This is a genomic window from Leifsonia xyli (assembly GCA_001647635.1).
GTDB lineage: Bacteria > Actinomycetota > Actinomycetes > Actinomycetales > Microbacteriaceae > Leifsonia > Leifsonia xyli_A.
In genome coordinates this window covers 843,955-863,099 of record CP014761.1, presented here as the reverse complement: position 1 = coordinate 863,099, position 19,145 = coordinate 843,955, and the positions used below count along the sequence as shown (strand labels likewise).

Below are 19,145 nucleotides of genomic sequence, written 5' to 3'. Positions count from 1 at the left end.
TGGGTCAGTGCTCGCCGTGGCCCGACTCGAGCTCGCCGCGGGTCGGCGGAACGAGACGGTCCTCGAAGAACCAGCGGGAGAGGCCGGCGCGCACCCGGTTCGCAGCGGTGATCTTGCCGCGGCGGTTCGGGCGGAGCATCAGCGGCTCGTAGGTCTCGTACGAGACCAGACGCCAGCGCTCGTAGTCGCTCAGCTGCTCGTGCACCTCGATGAACTCGCCACCGGGGAGCTTCACGATGCGGCCCGACTCGTAGCCGTGCAAGGCGATCGAGCGGTCCTTCTTCTGCAGGGCGATGCAGACGCGCTTGGTCACGACGTAGGCGATCAGCGGTCCGACGAACAGCAGCAGCTGCAGGGCGTGGATCACGCCCTCCATCGTCAGCTTGAAGTGCGTCGCCATGATGTCCGAGCTCGCCGCCGCCCAGAAGACCGCGTAGAACGTGACGCCGGCGGCGCCGATGGCGGTGCGGGTCGGGGCGTTGCGCGGACGGTCCAGGATGTGGTGCTCGCGCTTGTCGCCGGTCACCCACGCCTCGAGGAACGGGTAGATCATGACCGTCACGATGAACAGTCCGAGGATCGCCACCGGGATGATGATGTTGAACGACCAGGTGCGGTTCAGCCACACGAACTCCCAGCCCGGCGGGACCAGACGCAGGGCGCCGTCCGCGAAGCCGATGTACCAGTCCGGCTGCGTACCGGCGGACACGGGGGAGGGGTCGTACGGGCCGTAGTTCCAGATCGGGTTGATCGTGAAGAACGACGCGAGCAGCGCCACGACACCGAAGACGATGAAGAAGAAGCCGCCGGCCTTCGCCGCGTACACCGGGAGGACCGGGTAGCCCACGACGTTGCCCTGGGTGCGACCCGGAGCCGCGTACTGCGTGTGCTTGTGGATGACCACGAACATCAGGTGCAGGGCGATGAAGGCCACGACCAGTGCGGGCAGCAGCAGGATGTGCAGCGTGTAGAGGCGTCCGACGATCGCCGTGCCCGGGAACTCGCCGCCGAAGAGCAGGAACGAGATCCAGGTGCCGACCACCGGCAGGCCCTTGATCAGGCCGTCGATGATCCGGAGGCCGTTGCCCGAGAGCAGGTCGTCCGGGAGGGAGTAGCCGGTGAAGCCCTCGCCCATCGCGAGGATGAAGAGGACGAAGCCGATGACCCAGTTCAGCTCACGCGGCTTGCGGAACGCGCCGGTGAAGAAGATGCGGAGCATGTGCAGGCCGATGGCCGCCACGAACAGCAGTGCCGCCCAGTGGTGGATCTGACGGACCAGCAGTCCGCCGCGGACCTCGAACGAGATGTTCAGCGTCGACTGCATGGCCGACGACATCTCGATGCCCTTCAGCGGGACGTACGAGCCGTGGTAGACCACCTCGGCCATGGACGCCTGGAAGAAGAACGTGAGGAACGTGCCCGACAGCAGGATGACGATGAAGCTGTAGAGCGCGACCTCGCCGAGGAGGAAGGACCAGTGGTCGGGGAAGATCTTGCGACCGAACTCCTTGACGGCGCCCGAGATGCTGGTGCGGTCCTCGAGGTAGTTCGAGGCAGCCGCCACGAATCCGCCCTTCTGCGGGGCGGTCGACTGTGCCGCAGGCCGTGCGGCGGTGGTGGTGCTCAATGGCGCTCCCAGAAACTCGGGCCGACGGGCTCGTGGAAGTCGCTGCGGGCGACCAGGTAGCCATCGGCGTCGACGGTGATCGGCAGCTGCGGCAGCGGCCGCTTCGCCGGTCCGAAGATGACCTGCGCTTCGTGCGTGATGTCGAACTGCGACTGGTGGCACGGGCAGAGCAGGTGGTGCGTCTGCTGCTCGTAGAGCGCCACGGGGCACCCGACGTGCGTGCAGATCTTGGAGTAGGCGACGATGCCGTCGTAGTTCCAGTTCTCACGGCCCTTGGAGACGTGCAGGTCTTCGGGCTTGAGGCGCATGAGCAGCACGGCGGCCTTCGCCTTTTGCTCGAGCATGTCCTCGGCCTCGTTGAGGCCCTCGGGGATCACGTGGAACGCGCTGCCGAGGGTGACGTCGGAGGCCTTGATGGGCGTGCCGGTTGGGTCGCGGGTCAGGCGGACGCCCTTGGCCCACATGGTCTGCGAGAGAGCCTCCACCGGGTCGACGTTCTGCGGCGCGAGGCCGCGGAACAGGACGACGGCGGGGAGCGGGAAGACGACGAGCGCGCCGATCAGGCTGTTGCGCACCAGGGTGCGGCGGCTGAAGCCGGATTCCTCGTCGGCCTGGCGGAAGATCTCGGCCGCGCGGGCGGTGGTCGCCTCGCTGCCCCGTACAGGGTGGCGGAGGTCGACGCCCTCCTTCTCGTGCATGAGCGCCTTGCCCCAGTGGACCGCGCCGATGCCGATGGCGAGCAGCGCGAGCGCGCTGCCGATGCCGATGAAGAGGTTGTTGAGACGGACCGAGCCCGGGTCGCCGTCGACGATCGGGAACGCCATGTAGGCGGCGATGGCCCAGACGGAGCCGGCGATCGACAGGTAGAACAGCGTGTAGACGGTGCGCTCGGCGCGCCGCTCCTTCCTCGGGTCGAGGTCGGTGACGCGGGGACGGTGCGGCGGGAACCCGGGGTTCTCGACGGCGTCGCGGATCACCACCGCGGTACCGGGGTTGCCGGTCCGGTGCTCCTCAGACGGACGGGCGGGCGTGAGCTCGTGCCCGCCGTTGTCGTCCTGTGCCATTGCTCTCCTTCTTACGCTGTGTTCGTACCCGAAGACGGATCCGGATTAGTTCGACTTCGCCGTGATCCACACGGTGAGGGCGACGATGGCGCCCAGACCGAAGATCCAGAGGAAGAGGCCCTCGGCCACCGGGCCGAGGGAGCCGAGCTCGAAACCACCCGGGGAGGGGTTGTTCTGGATGTACTTCAGGTACGTGATGATGTCGGCCTTGCCCTGCGGCGTGATGTTCAGGTCGTTGAACACGGGCATGTTCTGCGGACCGGTGACCATGGCCTCGTAGATGTGCTGGGCGCTCACGCCGGTGAGCGGCGGGGCGTACTTGCCCTCGGTCAGCGCGCCACCGGCGCCGGCGACGTTGTGGCACATCGCGCAGTTGATGCGGAAGAGCTCGGCGCCGTGCGCGGCGTCGCCCTTGCCGTCGAGGTACTTCTGCTCCGGGATGGACGGCCCGGGGGCGAGGGAGGCGACGTAGTCGGCCAGCGCCTTGACCTGCTCATCCGTGAACTGGACCGGCTTCTCCTGCGCCTGCGGGCCCTGCATCTGCATCGGCATGCGGCCGGTGCCGACCTGGAAGTCGACCGCGGCGGCGCCGACGCCGATGAGGCTCGGCGCGACCGAGCTGCCCTGGGCGTCGAGGCCGTGGCAGGTGGCGCAGTTGGCCTGGAAGAGCTTCTTGCCCTCGTCGACGGAGCTCTGGCTCGCGGCAGCGACCTGGGGCTCGTCGGCCGAGGCCGTGGTGGTGGTGAACGCGGCGTACGCGCCGCCGGTCAGTCCCAGGCCGATCGCGAGGAGCGCGACGGTGGCCAGCGGGTGGCGACGGCCGCCCTTGCGGGAGGCCCTGGCCGAACGGGCCGGCTTGACCGTGCTGGGGTTTTTCGGACGCATGGGGTGAAGAACGCTCCTGTTTCCTATCGGATGATGTAGATGACCGCGAACAGTCCGATCCACACGACGTCGACGAAGTGCCAGTAGTAGGAGACGACGATGGCGCTGGTCGCCTCCTTGTGGCCGAAGATCTTGACCGCGAACGCGCGGCCGATGACGAGGAGGAAGGCGATGAGGCCGCCCGTGACGTGCAGGGCGTGGAAGCCGGTCGTCAGGTAGAAGGCGGAGCCGTAGGCGTTGGAGCTGAGCGCGATGCCCTCGGACACCAGCGTCGCGTACTCGAGCACCTGACCGGAGACGAAGATCGCGCCCATGATGTAGGTCAGCGTGAACCACTCGACCATGCCCCAGCGCCAGAACTGCAGGATGCCGCCCGCGCGGCGCGGCTGCATGCGCTCGGCGGCGAACACGCCGAACTGGCAGGTGACCGAGCTGAGAACCAGGATGATCGTGTTCGTCAGCGCGTACGGCACGTTGAGGTGCTGCGTCTCGGCGGCCCACAGGTCGGGCGACGTCGACCGGAGGGTGAAGTAGATCGCGAACAGGCCTGCGAAGAACATCACCTCCGACCCGAGCCAGACGATGGTGCCGACGGCCACGACGTTGGGCCGGTTGATAACCGGCGCACTCGCTGAGGGAGAAAGGGAGGTGCTCGTCACGTAACCCATTATGGCTGAAAAGAAGCCGGGGTTTTCTCACCAATGGGGCTTGAATCGGCCCGATTTCCGGTTAGGTCAGCCTCAGTCGGTGCTGGATGGCCGGTATCGCCGTGGCGTGTCGGCCGCCGATAGGATCACATCATGGTCCACACGCAGTCCTGGTCGTCCGTGCTGACGTCTCTCCTGGCGGGGGAGCACCTGAGCGTGGCGGATGCGGCCTGGGCCATGGACCAGGTGATGAGCGGCGAGGCGACGGACGCCCAGCTGGCCGCCTTCCTCATCGCGCTGCGCGCCAAGGGCGAGACGGTCGACGAGATCGTCGGCTTCCGCGACGCGATCCTCGACCACGCCGTCCCGCTCGACGTCGACCCGATGGCACTCGACATCGTGGGCACCGGCGGCGACCGCTTCGGGACGGTGAACGTCTCGACGACCGCGTCCATCGTGGCCGCCGCGGCCGGGGTGCCGGTCATCAAGCACGGCAACCGCGCGGCGAGCTCCTCGTCCGGCTCCTCGGATGTGCTGGCCGCCCTGGGCATCGACCTCACGCTCTCCGCCGACCGCGTCGCCGAGGTGCTGCGCGTCGCCGGCATCACGTTCGCCTTCGCCAGCGCCTTCCATCCGGGATTCGGCAACGCCGGGCCGGTGCGCGCGCAGCTGGGCGTCCCCACCGTCTTCAACTACCTCGGACCGCTGTGCAACCCGGCGCGCCCCGAGGCATCCGCGGTCGGCGTCGCGACGCTCGACCGCATCCCGCTCATCGTCGGCGTGTTCCAGACCCGCGGTGCGACCGCGCTGGTCTTCCGCGGCGACGACGGGCTCGACGAGCTGTCGACCACCGGCCACAGCCACGTCTGGGAGGTCTCCCGGGGCCTCGTCACCGAGCACGACATCGACCCGCGCGACCTCGGCATCCCGAGGGCGCGGATCGAGGACCTGCTCGGGAAGGACGCCGCGTACAACGCGGCGGTCGTGCGTGCCGTGCTCGCGGGAGAAGAAGGCCCCGTGCGCGACATCGTCCTGCTCAACGCGGCGGCCGGGCTCGTGTCCTACGAGCTCGCGTCCGACCCGTCGAGGGTCCAGGTCTCCATCCTGGATCGTTTCCGTTCGCAAATGGCGGTCGCAGCCCAAGCGATCGACTCCGGGGCCGCGGCCGCGAAGCTCGACCAGTGGGTGGCGGCGACGCACTGACAGCAGTGGAAGGAAGGGTTTCGATGAAGAAGCTCATCAACGACGTACCCGACGTCGTGACCGAGTCCCTCGCGGGGTTCGGCCGGGCTCACGCCGACATCGTCCGGGTGTCGCAGGATCCGAAGTTCGTCTCCCGGGCCGACGGACCCGTCCAGGGCAAGGTCGGACTGGTCAGCGGCGGCGGCAGCGGCCACGAGCCCCTCCACGCCGGCTTCGTCGGCAAGGGGATGCTGGACGCGGCCGTGCCCGGCGAGGTCTTCACCTCGCCCACCCCCATGCCGATCGTGGAGGCCACCAAGGCCGCCGACGGCGGCGCGGGCGTGCTCCACATCGTCAAGAACTACACGGGCGACGTGCTCAACTTCGAGACCGCGGCCGACCTCGTCGGCGCCGAGGGCATCACGGTGCGCTCGGTCGTCACGAACGACGACGTCGCCGTGCAGGACTCCCTCTACACCGCGGGACGCCGCGGGGTCGCCGGCACCGTCCTCGTCGAGAAGATCGCGGGCGCCTCCGCCGACCGCGGAGACGACCTCGACACGGTCACCGCCATCGCCGAGCGCGTCAACGCGAACGTGCGGTCGATCGGCCTCGCGCTGACCGACGGCACCGTCCCGCACGCCGGAGAGCCCGGCTTCGTGCTCCCGGACGACGAGATCGAGTTCGGCGTCGGCATCCACGGCGAGCCGGGGCGCGAGCGGATCAAGCTCGAGCCGGCGGACCGCCTGGTCGACCGGATGATGGACGCCATCCTCGCCGATCTCTCGTACGAGGGCTCGCCGGTGCTGCTGTTCGTCAACGGTATGGGCGGCACGCCGCTGTCGGAGCTGTACATCCTGTACCGCCGCGCGGCCGAGATCCTCGACGAGCGCGGCATCTCGATCACCCGCTCGCTCGTGGGCAACTACGTCACCTCGCTCGAGATGCAGGGCGCGTCGATCACCCTGCTCAAGCTGGACGACGAGTTCACGCAGCTGTGGGACGCCCCCGTCCACACCGCCGCGCTGCGCTGGGGCATCTGACAAGCCGGATCGACAACGACAAGGAGGCGTCGATGACGCTGGACACGAACTGGGTGAAGGCGTGGATCTCGGCCGCCGCCGAATCCATCGGCGAGCACAAGCAGGAGCTCAACACCCTCGATCGCGAGATCGGCGACGGCGACCACGGCGAGAACATGGACCGCGGCCTGCGCGCCTCGGTTGCAGCGTTGGAGAAGCTGCCGGACGACGCGACGCCGAATGCGGCGCTGCGCTCGGTCGCGATGACGCTGATCTCGACCGTGGGCGGCGCGTCCGGCCCGCTCTACGGCACGGCGTTCCTCAAGGCCGCGGATCCGGTGGGCGCGGGCGACGAGATCGAGACCCAAGCCCTCGTGGCGGCCCTGGCGGCCGCGCGCGACGGCATCGTGTCCCGCGGCAAGGCCGAACCCGGCGACAAGACCATGGTCGACGCCTGGACGCCGGCCGTCGACGCCGCACGGGCGGCCCAGGAGTCCGGGGCGTCGGCCGCGGGCATCCTGGGCGCCGCGGCGGAGGCGGCCGAGAAGGGCGCGGAGGCCACCGAGCCGCTGGTCGCCCGGAAGGGCCGCGCGAGCTACCTGGGCGAGCGGTCGGCCGGGCACCGCGATCCCGGCGCGCAGTCGACGGCGCTCATCCTGCGGGCTGCGGCGCAGACGGCCGAGGCGGCCGGATGAGCGAGAAGGTCGGCATCGTCTTCGTCTCGCACAGCTCCCGGATCGCCGAGGGGATGGTCGACCTCGCCGGTCAGATGGCGGGATCGGTGCACCTGGTCGCGGCCGGCGGCACGGACGACGACGGGATCGGCACGAGCTTCACGAAGGTCATGTCCGGTGTCGCGGAGGCGGACGGCGGTGACGGGGTCGTGGTCATCAGCGACCTGGGCTCGGCCCTGCTGACGGCGGAGACGGTGCTCGACATGCTCGACGAGGACCAGCGGGCGCGCGTCCGCGTGGTCGACGTCCCATTCGTCGAGGGCGGCGTGGCGGCCGCGGTCGCCGCCGAGTCGGGGAGCGGGCTGGACGCGGTCGCCGAGGCGGCACGCGGCGCAGTCGACGCGTGGGCCGGTTCCGGCGGCGACGCGGCTCCGGAGCCCGAGGCGCCCGCCGCCTCCGGTCCCTACGAGCGCGAGGTGGTCGTCCGGAACCCGGAGGGCCTGCATGCACGCCCCGCGGCGGAGTTCGTCAAGCTCGCCAACACCTTCCCGGTGAAGGTGACCGTCAACGGCAAGGACGCGAAGAGCCTCCTCGGCATCATGTCGCTCGGTCTCACGGCCGGGTCGACCGCGCGCATCGCCTCGGACGACCCCGACGGCCGCCCCGCCGTGGACGCGCTGGCCGACCTGGTCGACACCGGCTTCGGCGAGGTCTGACCCGCGCCCCCTAGCCGCCGAGCACAGGAAAAACGTCGCCTTCCTCCGTGCGGGGCGACGTTTTTCCTGTGCTCGGCGGCATCAGGAGGTGGGGAGCGGGAGCTCCATCTCCCGCTCGTTCGCCGTGCGGTCGAGCGGATAGGGCTGCGTGCGGCCGGTGAAGACGAACCCGCGCCGCAGGTACGAACGGATGGCCGGCTCGTTGTCCTCGTGCACCTCCAGCAGCAGCCGGTCGCCGCGTCCCCGGGCCCAGGCGATGACGGCGTCGAGGAGCGCGTCCGTCATCCCGTGCTCGCGGCCGCGGAACGCCGGCGTCACGTAGACGCCGACGAGGTACGGGTCGAGAGCCCCCACCGCCTGGTACCCGCCCATGCTGCCGAGCCAGCGCCCGTCCTCCGCCACCGCGGCGAACAGCGTGGTGGTGCCGACGGTGTTGGAGGCGCGGCGGCGCCAGTGCTCCTCGGGGTGCTGCTTCGCCTGCTCCAGCGTCTCGAGGAACGCGATCGGCGCGTCGGCGAGCATCTCGAACCGAAGGGCGCGGTACGCCTCCCAGTCGTCCTCGGTGCTCGCGCGGACGACCCAGCCGGCCACGGTCAGTCCCGGTCGGCGAGCAGCGTCTCCGCCGCCGCGAGCAGGATCGCCGTGCTGAAGCCCTCGAGCGCGGTGGTCAGCTCGCCGAGCGGCGGCAGGGTCGGCGCGATCCGGATGTTCGCGTCGCGCGGGTCGTCGCCGTACGGGAAGGTCGCTCCCGCCGGCGTGACGGCGATGCCCGCCTCCTTGGCGAGCTGCACCGCGCGCTTCGCCGCTCCGTCGGGCACGTCGAGGCTGACGAAGTAGCCGCCCTTCGGCGCGTTCCACGAGCCCGCGCCCCACGGGGCGAGGCGGTCGCGGAAGACCGTGTCGACCGCGGCGAACTTCGGCTCGAGGATGGCGCGGTGCTTCTCCATGTGCGCGGCGAGGCCGTTCGCATCCCGCAGCAGCTGGACGTGGCGCAGCTGGTTGATCTTGTCCGGCCCGATGCTCTGCGCGGCCGAGTTGTACTGGAACCAGGCGACGTTCGCCTCGGACGCGCCGAAGAACGCGACCCCGGCGCCGGGGAAGGTGACCTTGGAGGTGGACGCGAAGATGAGCGGGCGGTCCGGGTTGCCGGCCTCGGCGGCCAGCGCGAGCACGTCGATCGGCGCCGGTCGCTCGTCGGTGAGGTGGTGGACGACGTAGGCGTTGTCCCAGAACAGGCGGAAGTCGGGGGCGGCGGGCAGCGACACGAGGGCGCGCACGACCTCCTCGCTGTACACGGCGCCGGTCGGGTTCGAGTAGACGGGGACGCACCACATCCCCTTGATGCTGTCGTCGGCGGCGAGAAGCGACGCGACCGCCTCGATGTCGGGGCCGTCCTCGTTCATCGGGACCGGGATCATCCGGATGCCGAAACGCTCCAGGATGGTGAAGTGGCGGTCGTACCCCGGCACCGGCGCCAGGAAGCTGATCGACTGGTTCGCCCACGGCAGCTCGCCGCCGGGAACGCCGTGGAGCAGTGCCTGCGCGATGGTGTCGTGCATGATCGTGAGGCTGGAGTTGCCGAGCGCGAGCAGCTGCGGCACCGGCACCTGGAGCGCCTCGGCGAAGATCGCGCGCAGCTCAGGCAGGCCGTTCGGGCCGCCGTAGTTGCGGAGGTCGGTTCCCGCTGCATCGCGGTAGGCGCCGTCCGGCAGGTGCAGCAGGTCGTTCGACAGGTCGAGCTGCTCGGCGGACGGCTTTCCGCGCGTGATGTCGAGTGAGAGGCCGGCGGCCTTGAGCTCGTCGTAGTCGTGTGCGAAGGCGGCGTGCGCCGCGCGCAGGGTCGGGGTGTCGAGGTCGGCGAGGGGAGCGGGCTGCAGCGGTGCGTCGGTCACGCATCGATCGTACCGGCCGAGCCTCAGGGTCCGCGCGGCCCGGGTGTGCGAACATCCGGAGTGTGACCGACGAAGTGAAGCGCCGCCGCGGGATCACGCGGATCAAGATGGCTGCGGCCCTGGTGGCGGGACTGCTCGTCGCCATTGTCACCGGCCTCCTCAACGCGTGGCATTACGCCGTCATCGCGGGGTGGGCGGCGGCGTGCCTCGTCTACGTCACCTGGGTCTGGGTGTCGGTGTGGAAGCTCGACGGGCCGACCACCAAGGAGCACGCGACGCTGGAGGACCCGGGACGCCGGACGGCCGACCTCGTGCTCATCCTCGCGGCCGCGGCGAGCGTCGTGGCCGTGGTCTACATCCTGGTGGACGCCCGGAACCTCAAGGGCGGAGCCCAGCTGGGGGTCGCGCTGCTGGCGATCGTGTCGGTCGCCCTGTCCTGGACGCTGGTCCACACCCTCTACACGCTCCGTTACGCCCGGATCTACTACCGCGGGGGCGGCGGCATCGACTTCAATCAGAAGGAGGAGCCGCAGTACAGCGACTTCGCCTACCTCGCCTTCACCCTCGGGATGACGTTCCAGGTGTCGGACACGGACATCTCCAGCTCGTACATCCGGCGGACGATCCTGCACCACGTGCTGCTCTCGTACCTGTTCGGGACGGTCATCGTCGCGGCGACGGTGAACCTCGTGGCCGGTCTCGGCTCCGGAGGCTGACGGATCCCTTCTGTTCCGTTCAGGTTCGGGTCAGCGGGTGTACGTGAGGAAGCGGTAGCGCATCCCGTTGCCGGCGGTCTGCCAGTCGCCGGCGTCGACGGTCCAGCCGTCGCCCGGGTCCGGCGCCCGGGTGTCGCCGTCCACGTCGAGGTCGATCTCGGTGATCTCGAGGCGGTCCGCGCGGGGCAGGGTCTGGCTGTACAGCTCGGCGCCGCCGATCACCCAGACGATGCCGTCGGCTGCCGCGGCGAGGGCGACGTCGACCGAGTGGACGACCTGCGCGCCCGGTGCCTCCCAGCCCTCCTGCCGCGTGACGATGATGTTCGTGCGGCCCGGGAGCGGGCGGTAGCGCTCGGGCAGCGACTCCCAGGTGCGGCGTCCCATGATCACCGGGTCGGAGCCGGTCACTGCGCGGAAGTGCTTGAGGTCCTCGGTGAGGTGCCAGGGCATGACGCCGCCGGCGCCGATCACCCGGTCGTGGGCCTGCGCCCAGATCAGTCCGATCGTCATACGGCCACGGCCGCGCGGATGGCGGGGTGGTGCTGGTAGTCCTCGACGACGAAGTCCTCGAACCGGTAGTCGAAGATGCTCTCGGGCTTCCGGGCGAAGCGGAGGGTGGGCGCGGGATACGGATCGCGCGTCAGCTGCTCCGTCACCTGCTCGACGTGGTTGTCGTAGATGTGGACGTCCCCGCCGGTCCAGACGAACTCGCCCGGCTCGAGGCCGACCTGCTGGGCGACCATGAGCGTCAGCAGTGCGTAGCTGGCGATGTTGAACGGGACGCCGAGGAACATGTCCGCACTGCGCTGGTAGAGCTGGCAGGAGAGCTTGCCGTCGGCGACGTAGAACTGGAAGAAGGCGTGGCACGGGGCGAGCGCCATATCCGGGATGTCGGCGACGTTCCACGCGGAGACGATGATGCGGCGCGAGTCCGGGTCGGTTCGAAGGGTGTCGATCACCTGCTGGATCTGGTCGATGTGCCGGCCGTCGGGGGTCGGCCACGAGCGCCACTGGACGCCGTAGACCGGGCCGAGCTCGCCATCCTGATCGGCCCACTCGTCCCAGATGGTGACGCCGTTGTCGCGCAGCCAGCCGACGTTGCTCTCGCCGCGGAGGAACCACAGCAGCTCGTACGCGATCGACTTGAAGTGGACGCGCTTGGTGGTGATGAGCGGGAAGCCGTCGGCGAGATCGAACCGCAGTTGACGGCCGAAGACGCTGCGCGTCCCGGTGCCGGTGCGGTCGGATTTGCGGGCGCCGTTCGCCAGCACGTCGCGCAGCAGGTCTTCGTACGGGGTCGCAATCCGGGTCACGCTCCGATGGTACGTGTTCGCCGCTCCAGGTGCGCGCGACGCGTCGGTAGTCTGGCGTCATGGATGGGGCGACGCGCGGCGAGCGGCACAGCGACGACGAGCTCGCCAGCGCGCTGGAGGAGGAGGTCGCGCGGATAACGCCCGCGATCCCCATCGTCGTTCCGCGGGCCGGGACGGCGCCGGCGGAGGCGCAGGCCGCCGACGGTGACGATGCAGACGAGGCGTCGGATGACGAGGATCAGTGGGTCGGGGCGCCGACGGAGCTGATCAGTTTCGACGACCTCCCGGTGCGACGGGAGCCGACAGGGCCGGAGCCGACCTTCAGCCCGTGGGTGGCGACGGCGGCGATCCCGGTGCAGCGGGCAGAGGAGCCGCAGCCCGAGCCGCCGGCCGAGGTGATCTCGCCGCCGGCCTATCGGCCGATCGCGCGCGCTGAGCCCCTCGACTTCGTCCCGCCGGAGCTCGCGCCGCGTGACTCCGAGCCGGTGCCGGTCCTCCCGGTCGCGCAGCCCGAATCCGACGAGCAGCAGCCGGAGCCCCGACCGGACACCCCACCCGCTCCCGCCGCCTCCCGCGCCGTGGACTCCGCTCCGGCCCCCGCCGCCCTTCCCGAGGCACCGGCCCCCGAGGCCCCCGTCGAATCCGCCTCGCACGCTGCCGCCCGCCATGCGCGGCCGAGCATTCTCACCCCGAGACGTCGGATCTCGAGCCGACGCCCCTCCGCGCTCGCGCCGGCCGCGCCTCCCGGATGTTCTGGCTGTGGTTCGCGGGCACCTCGTCCCTCATCAGCGTCGGCGTCGGCGCGACCCTGTTCGTCCTCGGCCTGAGCCTGCGGCAGCTGCTCGTCGCCACCCTCGTGGGCGTGGCGCTCTCCTTCCTCCCGCTCGGCCTCGGCACGCTCGCGGGCAAGTGGAGCGGGCAGCCGACCCTCGTCGTCTCGCGGGCGACCTTCGGGATGCGCGGCAACCTCCTCCCGACCGTCATCGCGCTGGTGGTCAAGCTGTTCTGGGGCTCCGTGCTGCTCTGGCTGGCGGGCTCCGCGGCGGGGTCGCTCACCGAGGCAGAGGGGTGGCCGGGCAACGCCGTCGGAGCGACGGTGACGGCGCTCGCCGTCACGATCGCCGTGGCCGTCGCGGTCGCGTACATCGGGTATGCGCTGGTCGCGCGGGTGCAGCTGGTGCTCACCATCGCCTCCGCCGTGCTCATCGTGCTGATGATCATGGCGACGTGGCAGCACGTCGACCTTTCGCGGGCGCTCGACGCCCGGGACGCGCTCTGGACGCACGTCGTGACCGGTGCCGTCCTCGTGCTCAGCTACGTCGGGCTGGCCTGGGCGATGAGCAGCGCGGAGGTCGCGCGCTACCAGCGTCCGCTGTCGTCCGGGGGAGCAGCGATGCTCTGGGCGACCTTCGGAGCGGGCGTCCCGCCGTTCGTCCTCGTCTCGTACGGCGGCCTGCTCGCCGCGTCGAATCCGGGATGGGCGGCCGATCTCGCGCAGGACCCGGTCGGCGCGCTCGTCGGGCTCGGCCTCCCCGGCTGGTACCCCGTCCCACTGCTGCTGGCGGTCGGACTCTCGCTCGTCTCGGCGCTGGTGCTGACGCTGTACTCGACCGGGTTCACGATCGACGCCCTCGGCGTGCGGCTGGGGCGGCGCTGGAGCACCCTGGTCGCCGGGGCTGCCGTGGCGATCGTGGGCGGCGTGCTCGCGGCGACGGTGACCGACCTCTCCTCGGTGATCCGCGGAGTGCCGACCGCGCTGTCGGTGCCGGTCGCCGCCTGGGTCGGCGTGTTCTCCGGGGAGATGATGCTGCGCACCCGGCGGCTGCACTCGCCGTCGCTGCTCGCGCGCGGCGGCGCGTACCCGGACTGGCGGTGGACGAACCTGGCCCTGCTGGTCGCGGGCACGGCGGTCGGCCTCGGGACCGTGAGCTCGCCACTGCCGTGGCTCGGCTGGGAGGGCTACCTGTTCCGGATGGTCGGCATCGACCCGCAGGCGGGGATCGGCACGAGCAACATCGGCGTCGTGATCGCGCTCGTGATCGGGCTGTTCGGCGTGCTGGTGTCGGCCGTGCCTGCGGTGCGCCGGCAGGAGCAGTCCGTCGAGTGACACGCTCCACAGGCGGGGGCCTGGCGGGTTCTCCGCAGATCGGAGACCGCCCGCTCGTGCCGGGGACCCATCCCGTAGGCTGATCGACGTGCCGAACACCCTCTCCTCCGTCCGCGACACCGTCGAGCAGCTGTGGCCGCTCGCGGGTGCCGAGAGCTGGGATGCGCCCGGGCTCGTCTCCGGCGATCCGGCGGCTCCCGTGCAGCGCATCCTGCTGGCGGTCGATGCCGTCGCCGCGACGGTCGACGAGGCGGTCGAGCTGGGCGCCGACCTGCTGATCGCCCACCACCCGCTGCTGCTGCGCGGGTGACGAGCATCGCCGAGGACCGCTACAAGGGCGCCCTGCTCGCGCGGCTCATCCGCGGCGGCGTCGCGCTGTACGCCGCGCACACCACCGCCGATGTGGTCGCCGACGGCACCAGCGACGTGCTCGCCGCCCGGCTGGGCCTCCGCGACACGAGCCCCATCGCCCCGGCCGCCGACGGCGCGACCGGCATCGGGCGGGTGGGCGACCTCCCGCAGCCCACGACCCTCGGCCAGCTCGCCCGTGCGGTGGCCGACCTACTGCCCCCCACCGCCGGCGGCGTGCGAGCGGCGGGCGACTATCACCAGCCCGTCACGCGCGTCGCGGTCTGCGGCGGAGCCGGCGACTCGCTGCTGGGCTCCGACGCCGTCCGCACGGCCGACGTCTACATCACCGCCGACCTGCGCCACCATCCGGCGTCCGAAGCCCGCGAGCAGGCGACGCTCGGCGGCGGCCCTGCGCTCCTCGACGTCTCCCACTGGGCCAGCGAATGGCTCTGGCTCGACACCGCCGCCGAGCAGCTGCGTGCGGCGCTCCCCGGCGTCGAGGTCGTCGTGAGCGAGCTCCGGACCGATCCGTGGGATTTCGCCATCCTGCAATGACCACCCCGCACGAAGGAAGCACCGCATCGTGAAAGCCAGTCCCGCCGACCAGAACGAGCTCCTGCGCCTGCAGGCCGCCGACACCCGCCTCGCGCAGCTCGCGCACGCGACCAAGAACCTCCCGCAGCTGGGCGAGCTGGCGAAGCTCCAGCCCGAGGTCGAGGCGCTGCGTGCCCGCTGGATCGCCGCCACCGGCGAGCTGGAGGACGCCCGCGCAGAGCTCAAGCGCGTCGAGTCCGACGTCGAGCTCGTCGAGGCCCGGGTCAAGCGCGACACCGACCGCGTGCAGCAGACCGCCTCCGTCAAGGATGTGCAGGCGCTCGAAGCCGAGCTCGCCTCGCTGGCGCGCCGCAAGGACGACCTCGAAGAGATCGAGCTGACCGTCATGGAGCGGGTCGAGACGCTGGAGGAGGCGCTCGCCGCGGTGGAGGCGGAGCGCGCCGAACTCGGCTCGCGCGTCGAGGCGCTCGAGGCGCAGCGCGACGAGGAGGCCGGCAAGCTCGATGTGCAGCGCAAGGCCGCCGCGGCCGACCGCGCGACCATCGCCGACGCGCTCCCCGCCGACCTGATCGAGCTGTACGAGCGCCAGCGCGCCCGGTACGGCATCGGCGCCGCCGCGCTCATCCGCGGCGTCTCGATGGGCTCCAACGTGAAGCTGACCGAGTCCGACCTCTCCGAGATCCGCCGCGCCGCGGCCGACGACGTCGTGCTCTGCCCGGACAGCGGGGCCATCCTCGTCCGCGGCGAGGACAGCGGGCTCTGACCCAGGCTCGGAGATCGGCCCTGCGCTAGGGTGGAGGCCGGAATGGGTCGGCAAGACGGTCGCGTCGGTCCGCGTCAGCGGGCCGCCGAGGAACGTCCGGGCTCCGCAGAGCAGGGCGGTGGGTAACACCCACCCGGGGCAACCCGCGAGAAAGTGCAACAGAAAGCAGACCGCCGGGAGGCTCGCCTCCCGGTAAGGGTGAAACGGTGGTGTAAGAGACCACCAGCGGCCGGGGTGACCCGGCCGGCTGGGTAAACCTCGCCCGGAGCAAGGTCGGACAGGGGACCATGAGGCTGCTCGTCTCGTCCCCGGGTAGACCGCTGGAGGGCGGCGGCAACGTCGCTCCGAGATAGATGGCCGTCCGCGGCGCTTCGGCGCCGTGACAGAACCCGGCGTATCAGCCGGCCCATTCCCCTTCTTCGCCCGGGCCCTCGTCCGGCACGAAGCGGTACCCCATCCCGGGCTCGGTGAGCAGGTACCGCGGCTGCGAAGGCTCCGGCTCCAGCTTCTTGCGCAGCTGCGCCAGGTAGAGCCGCAGGTAGCCGGTGTCCTTCGTGTACTGCGGGCCCCAGACCTGCGTGAGCAGCGCCTGCCGTGTGACCAGCCGTCGCGGGTTGCGCAGCAGCACCTCGAGCAGCTGCCACTCCGTCGGCGTGAGGCGCACCGGATGCGCGCCCTCGGCATCCCGCCGCGTCACCTGATGGGCGGAGAGATCGACCGTGACGTCTCCGAACGCGATCACCGGTTCGTCCGCCGTCGTGGTCTGCCGCCGGGTGAGGGCGCGGATGCGGGCGAGCAGCTCGTCGGCCGCGAACGGCTTGGTGACGTAGTCGTCGGCGCCGGCGTCCAGAGCATCCACTTTGTCGCCCGAGCCGGTCCGTCCGGAGACGACGAGGATCGGCACGCTGGTCCAGCCGCGCAGGCCCTCGATCACCTCGATCCCGTTCAGCTCCGGCATGCCGAGGTCGAGCATCACGAGGTCGGGATGCGTCTCGACCGCGACCGACAGCGCCTCGGCGCCCGTGCGCGCCGTCAGCACCTCGTAGCCGCGCGCGGTGAGCAGGATGCGCAGCGCGCGCAGGATCTGCGGGTCGTCGTCCGCGATCAGAATCTTCATGCGTCCCCTCCGGCCGCCGGGAGCGAGACCACCATCGTGAGGCCGCCGCCGGGTGTGTCCTCCACGTCGAGCGTCCCGCCCATCCCCTCGACGAAGCCCTTCGACAGGGCGAGTCCGAGCCCGATCCCGGAGTCGTTCTCGGTGTCGGACAGCCGCTGGAACGGCGCGAACACCGCCTCCCGCCGCTCCTCGGGGATGCCCGGCCCGCGGTCGATCACGCGCAGCTGCACGGTCCCCGCGAACGCGCTGGCGGCGAGCACCGGCGGCGTGCCGGCCGGGCTGTAGCGGAGGGCGTTGCCGAGCAGATTGACCAGCACCCGCTGCAGCAGCACGCCGTCGGCCAGCAGGGGAGGGACGTCGGGGGAGAGGTCGAGCTCCACGTCGCCCGGGCCGATGCCGAGCTCGTCGAGCGCGGGCAGGACGACATCGTCGAGCTCGGTCGGCGCGAGCGAGACGGCCAGCACGCCCGCCTGCACCCGGCTCGCGTCGAGCAGGTCGGTGACTAGGGAGGCCAGGTTGTGGAGGCTGTCCTCCGCGGTCTCGAGCAGTGCCTCCCGGTCGCCCTCGCTGAGCGCCAGCTCCTCCTGGCGCAGGGTGGTCACGGCCGCGGTCGCCGCCGCGAGCGGGCGGCGCAGGTCGTGACCGACGGCCGCCAGCAGGGCGCTCCGCACCCGGTCCGCCTCTGCCAGCGGTGCCAGCTCGGCGGCGGTGGCCGTGAGCTCGCGGTGCTCCAGCGCGGCATCCAATTGCGCGACGATCGCGGAGAGCAGGCGCCGGTCGCCCGCCTCCAGGTCCCGGCCGTACAGCTCCAGACTCACGCGGGCGTCCTGGGCGCCCCGGCCGTCCACGGTGCCGACCGGGATGCGCTGCGCGGGCTCGTCCTCCGGCTCCGGGCCGTCGCTCGCCACGACCTCGCCCCCAGGCGTCACCAGCCGCACCGTCGCGAGCCCGAACGCCTCCCGCGTCCGCATGACGATCGCCTGCACCGCGTCCTCGCCGCGGATGACCTCGCCCGCGACGGTCGCCAGCAGCTCGGCCTCCGCCGCCGCCCGCTGCGCGGCCCGCGTGCGCCGGGCGGCCTGGTCGACGACGAGGCTGACCAGAGCGGCGATGACCACGTAGAGGATGAGCGCGAGCAGGTGGAGCGGCTCTCCGACCGTGATCGTGTACAGCGGCTCGACGAAGAAGAAGTCGAGCGTCAGCCCGGACAGCAGCGCGGCGAACAGGGCCGGCCAGATGCCGCCCACGAGCGCGACGACCACGACGAGCAGCTGGTAGCTGAGCACGTCCGCCGTCATCGACTCGTGCGACCGCCCGCTCGTCAGCAGCAGCGTCAGCAGGGGCCGCCGACCAGGGCGAGCAGGAAGCCGTACACGCGCCTCCGGACGGTGAGGCCGCCCTTCGGTCGCGGCAGCGCGAACCGGCCGCCCGCCTTGGCGTGCGACACGATGTGCACGTCGATGTCGCCGGACTCCCGAATCACCGTCGCGCCGATCCCCGGACCGGTCAGCAGCGCGGACAGCCGGCTGCGGCGCGAGACGCCGATGACCAGCTGCGTCGCGCTCTCGCCGCGCGCGAACTCGACCAGGGCGCGCGGGATGTCCTCGCCGACCACCTGGTGGTAGCTGCCGCCGAGCTGTTCGACCAGTGCGCGCTGGTTCGCCAGGACGCCGGGCGCCGCCTCGCGGAGGCCGTCCTGGCTCGTGACGTGCACCGCGAGCAGCTCACCGCCGGAGCTGCGGGCGGCGATGCGGGCGCCGCGGCGGAGCAGCGTCTCGCCCTCGGGGCCGCCGGTCAGCGCGACGACGACCCGCTCCCGCGCCTCCCACGTTCCGGCGATGCCGTGCTCGGCGCGGTACTGCTGCAGGGCGCTGTCCACCTCGTCGGCGAGCCACAGCAGCGCCAGCTCTCGAAGGGCCGTCAGGTTGCCGAGCCGGAAGTAGTTGGACAGCGCCGCATCCACCCGCGCCGCCGGGTAGACCACGCCCTCGGCCAGGCGGTCGCGCAGCGCCTGCGGGGCGAGGTCCACCAGCTCGATGCGGTCCGCGCGTCGCAGCACGGCATCCGGGATGGTCTCCCGCTGTGGGACGCCCGTGATCTGCTCGACCACGTCGTTCAGCGACTCGATGTGCTGGATGTTGACGGTCGAGATCACGTCGATCCCGGCCTCCAGCAGGTCCTCGACGTCCTGCCAGCGCTTCGCGTGCTCCGAGCCGGGCGCATTCGTGTGCGCGAGCTCGTCGACCAGGGCGACCTGGGGATGACGGCGCAGCACCGCGTCCAGATCCATCTCGTCGAGGGTCACCCCGCGATGCTCGACCAGCCGGCGCGGAACGACCTCCAGACCTTCGAGCATGGCGGCGGTCGCCACCCGGCCGTGCGTCTCGACCACCGCCACCACGACGTCCTTGCCCAGGCCGCGGAGACGCTCGCCCTCTTCGAGCATGGCGAACGTCTTGCCCACGCCGGGGGCGGCGCCGAGCATCACCCGCAGGCGACCCCGAGCCATCCGAT

At 71.3% G+C, this 19,145-nt stretch carries 14 protein-coding genes, 1 other RNA gene and 4 pseudogenes; 9 read left to right on the top strand and 10 right to left on the bottom strand.

Annotated elements, in window-relative coordinates; all coding sequences use genetic code 11:
- Positions 1 to 4 precede the first annotated feature (4 nt).
- The 4 genes from A0130_04280 to A0130_04265 are packed head-to-tail and all read right to left on the bottom strand — an operon-like array spanning position 5 to position 4,244.
- Entirely contained in the window at positions 5 to 1,627 is a 1,623-nt protein-coding gene (locus A0130_04280) for a ubiquinol-cytochrome c reductase cytochrome b subunit (protein ID ANF30998.1), read from the bottom strand.
- The gene (locus tag A0130_04275; protein ANF30997.1) at positions 1,624 to 2,691 is read right to left on the bottom strand and encodes a ubiquinol-cytochrome C reductase; all 1,068 of its coding nucleotides are present in this window, start codon (positions 2,689 to 2,691) and stop codon (positions 1,624 to 1,626) included. The genes A0130_04280 and A0130_04275 overlap by 4 nt, the downstream gene beginning before the upstream one ends.
- 45 nt (positions 2,692 to 2,736) lie before the next feature.
- On the bottom strand, positions 2,737 to 3,576 hold the full coding sequence (locus A0130_04270; GenBank protein ID ANF30996.1) for a cystathionine beta-lyase: 840 nt from the start codon (positions 3,574 to 3,576) through the stop codon (positions 2,737 to 2,739).
- Positions 3,577 to 3,599: 23 nt separating this feature from the next.
- Positions 3,600 to 4,244, bottom strand: a complete 645-nt coding sequence (locus tag A0130_04265) for a cytochrome B (GenBank protein ANF30995.1) — start codon at positions 4,242 to 4,244, stop codon at positions 3,600 to 3,602.
- Positions 4,245 to 4,376: 132 nt separating this feature from the next.
- Here A0130_04265 and A0130_04260 point away from each other — a divergent pair, with 132 nt between their 5' ends.
- The 4 genes from A0130_04260 to A0130_04245 are packed head-to-tail and all read left to right on the top strand — an operon-like array spanning position 4,377 to position 7,817.
- Complete coding sequence (locus tag A0130_04260; protein ID ANF30994.1) at positions 4,377 to 5,426, top strand: anthranilate phosphoribosyltransferase; 1,050 nt, start codon at positions 4,377 to 4,379, stop codon at positions 5,424 to 5,426.
- A gap of 23 nt (positions 5,427 to 5,449) precedes the next feature.
- Positions 5,450 to 6,448 carry a dihydroxyacetone kinase subunit DhaK gene (locus A0130_04255; GenBank protein ID ANF30993.1) on the top strand — a complete coding sequence of 333 codons (999 nt, stop codon included), beginning with the start codon at positions 5,450 to 5,452 and terminating at the stop codon, positions 6,446 to 6,448.
- Positions 6,449 to 6,480: 32 nt separating this feature from the next.
- The gene (locus tag A0130_04250; GenBank protein ANF30992.1) at positions 6,481 to 7,122 is read left to right on the top strand and encodes a dihydroxyacetone kinase subunit L; all 642 of its coding nucleotides are present in this window, start codon (positions 6,481 to 6,483) and stop codon (positions 7,120 to 7,122) included.
- Entirely contained in the window at positions 7,119 to 7,817 is a 699-nt protein-coding gene (locus tag A0130_04245; GenBank protein ID ANF30991.1) for a PTS enzyme I, read from the top strand. Before A0130_04250 ends, A0130_04245 begins: the two co-directional genes overlap by 4 nt.
- 81 nt (positions 7,818 to 7,898) lie before the next feature.
- On the opposite strand, the gene A0130_04240 is transcribed toward A0130_04245, so the two are convergent.
- Positions 7,899 to 8,408 (bottom strand): GNAT family N-acetyltransferase, encoded by a 510-nt coding sequence (locus A0130_04240; GenBank protein ANF30990.1) that lies wholly within the window; start codon positions 8,406 to 8,408, stop codon positions 7,899 to 7,901.
- Between the two features lie 2 nt (positions 8,409 to 8,410).
- A complete protein-coding gene (locus A0130_04235; GenBank protein ID ANF30989.1) occupies positions 8,411 to 9,709 on the bottom strand; it encodes an aminotransferase in 1,299 nt (432 codons plus the stop codon).
- 107 nt (positions 9,710 to 9,816) lie between these two features.
- Here A0130_04235 and A0130_04230 point away from each other — a divergent pair, with 107 nt between their 5' ends.
- Positions 9,817 to 10,425 carry a hypothetical protein gene (locus A0130_04230; GenBank protein ID ANF33286.1) on the top strand — a complete coding sequence of 203 codons (609 nt, stop codon included), beginning with the start codon at positions 9,817 to 9,819 and terminating at the stop codon, positions 10,423 to 10,425.
- A 30-nt stretch (positions 10,426 to 10,455) separates the two neighbouring features.
- On the opposite strand, the gene A0130_04225 is transcribed toward A0130_04230, so the two are convergent.
- Positions 10,456 to 10,935, bottom strand: a complete 480-nt coding sequence (locus A0130_04225; protein ID ANF30988.1) for a dihydrofolate reductase — start codon at positions 10,933 to 10,935, stop codon at positions 10,456 to 10,458.
- Positions 10,932 to 11,738, bottom strand: coding sequence for a thymidylate synthase (locus A0130_04220; protein ID ANF30987.1), 807 nt, complete (start codon positions 11,736 to 11,738; stop codon positions 10,932 to 10,934). Before A0130_04220 ends, A0130_04225 begins: the two co-directional genes overlap by 4 nt.
- 59 nt (positions 11,739 to 11,797) lie before the next feature.
- Between A0130_04220 and A0130_04215 the strand changes: the two are divergent.
- The 4 genes and pseudogenes from A0130_04215 to rnpB all read left to right on the top strand — a co-directional run bounded on the left by A0130_04215 (position 11,798) and on the right by rnpB (position 15,927).
- Positions 11,798 to 13,845, top strand: a pseudogene (locus A0130_04215) (hypothetical protein).
- Between the two features lie 88 nt (positions 13,846 to 13,933).
- A pseudogene (locus tag A0130_04210) lies at positions 13,934 to 14,751 on the top strand (Nif3-like dinuclear metal center hexameric protein).
- Between the two features lie 28 nt (positions 14,752 to 14,779).
- Positions 14,780 to 15,514 (top strand): hypothetical protein, encoded by a 735-nt coding sequence (locus A0130_04205; protein ID ANF30986.1) that lies wholly within the window; start codon positions 14,780 to 14,782, stop codon positions 15,512 to 15,514.
- 43 nt (positions 15,515 to 15,557) lie between these two features.
- Positions 15,558 to 15,927: RNase P RNA component class A (gene rnpB, locus A0130_04200), an RNA gene on the top strand.
- 17 nt (positions 15,928 to 15,944) lie between these two features.
- On the opposite strand, the pseudogene A0130_04195 reads toward rnpB, so the two are convergent.
- Together A0130_04195 and A0130_04190 are read right to left on the bottom strand one after the other, a co-directional pair.
- Positions 15,945 to 16,631 (bottom strand): annotated as a pseudogene (locus A0130_04195) (DNA-binding response regulator).
- Positions 16,628 to 19,140: pseudogene (locus tag A0130_04190) on the bottom strand (histidine kinase). The pseudogenes A0130_04195 and A0130_04190 overlap by 4 nt, the downstream one beginning before the upstream one ends.
- Between the last annotated feature and the right edge of the window lie 5 nt (positions 19,141 to 19,145).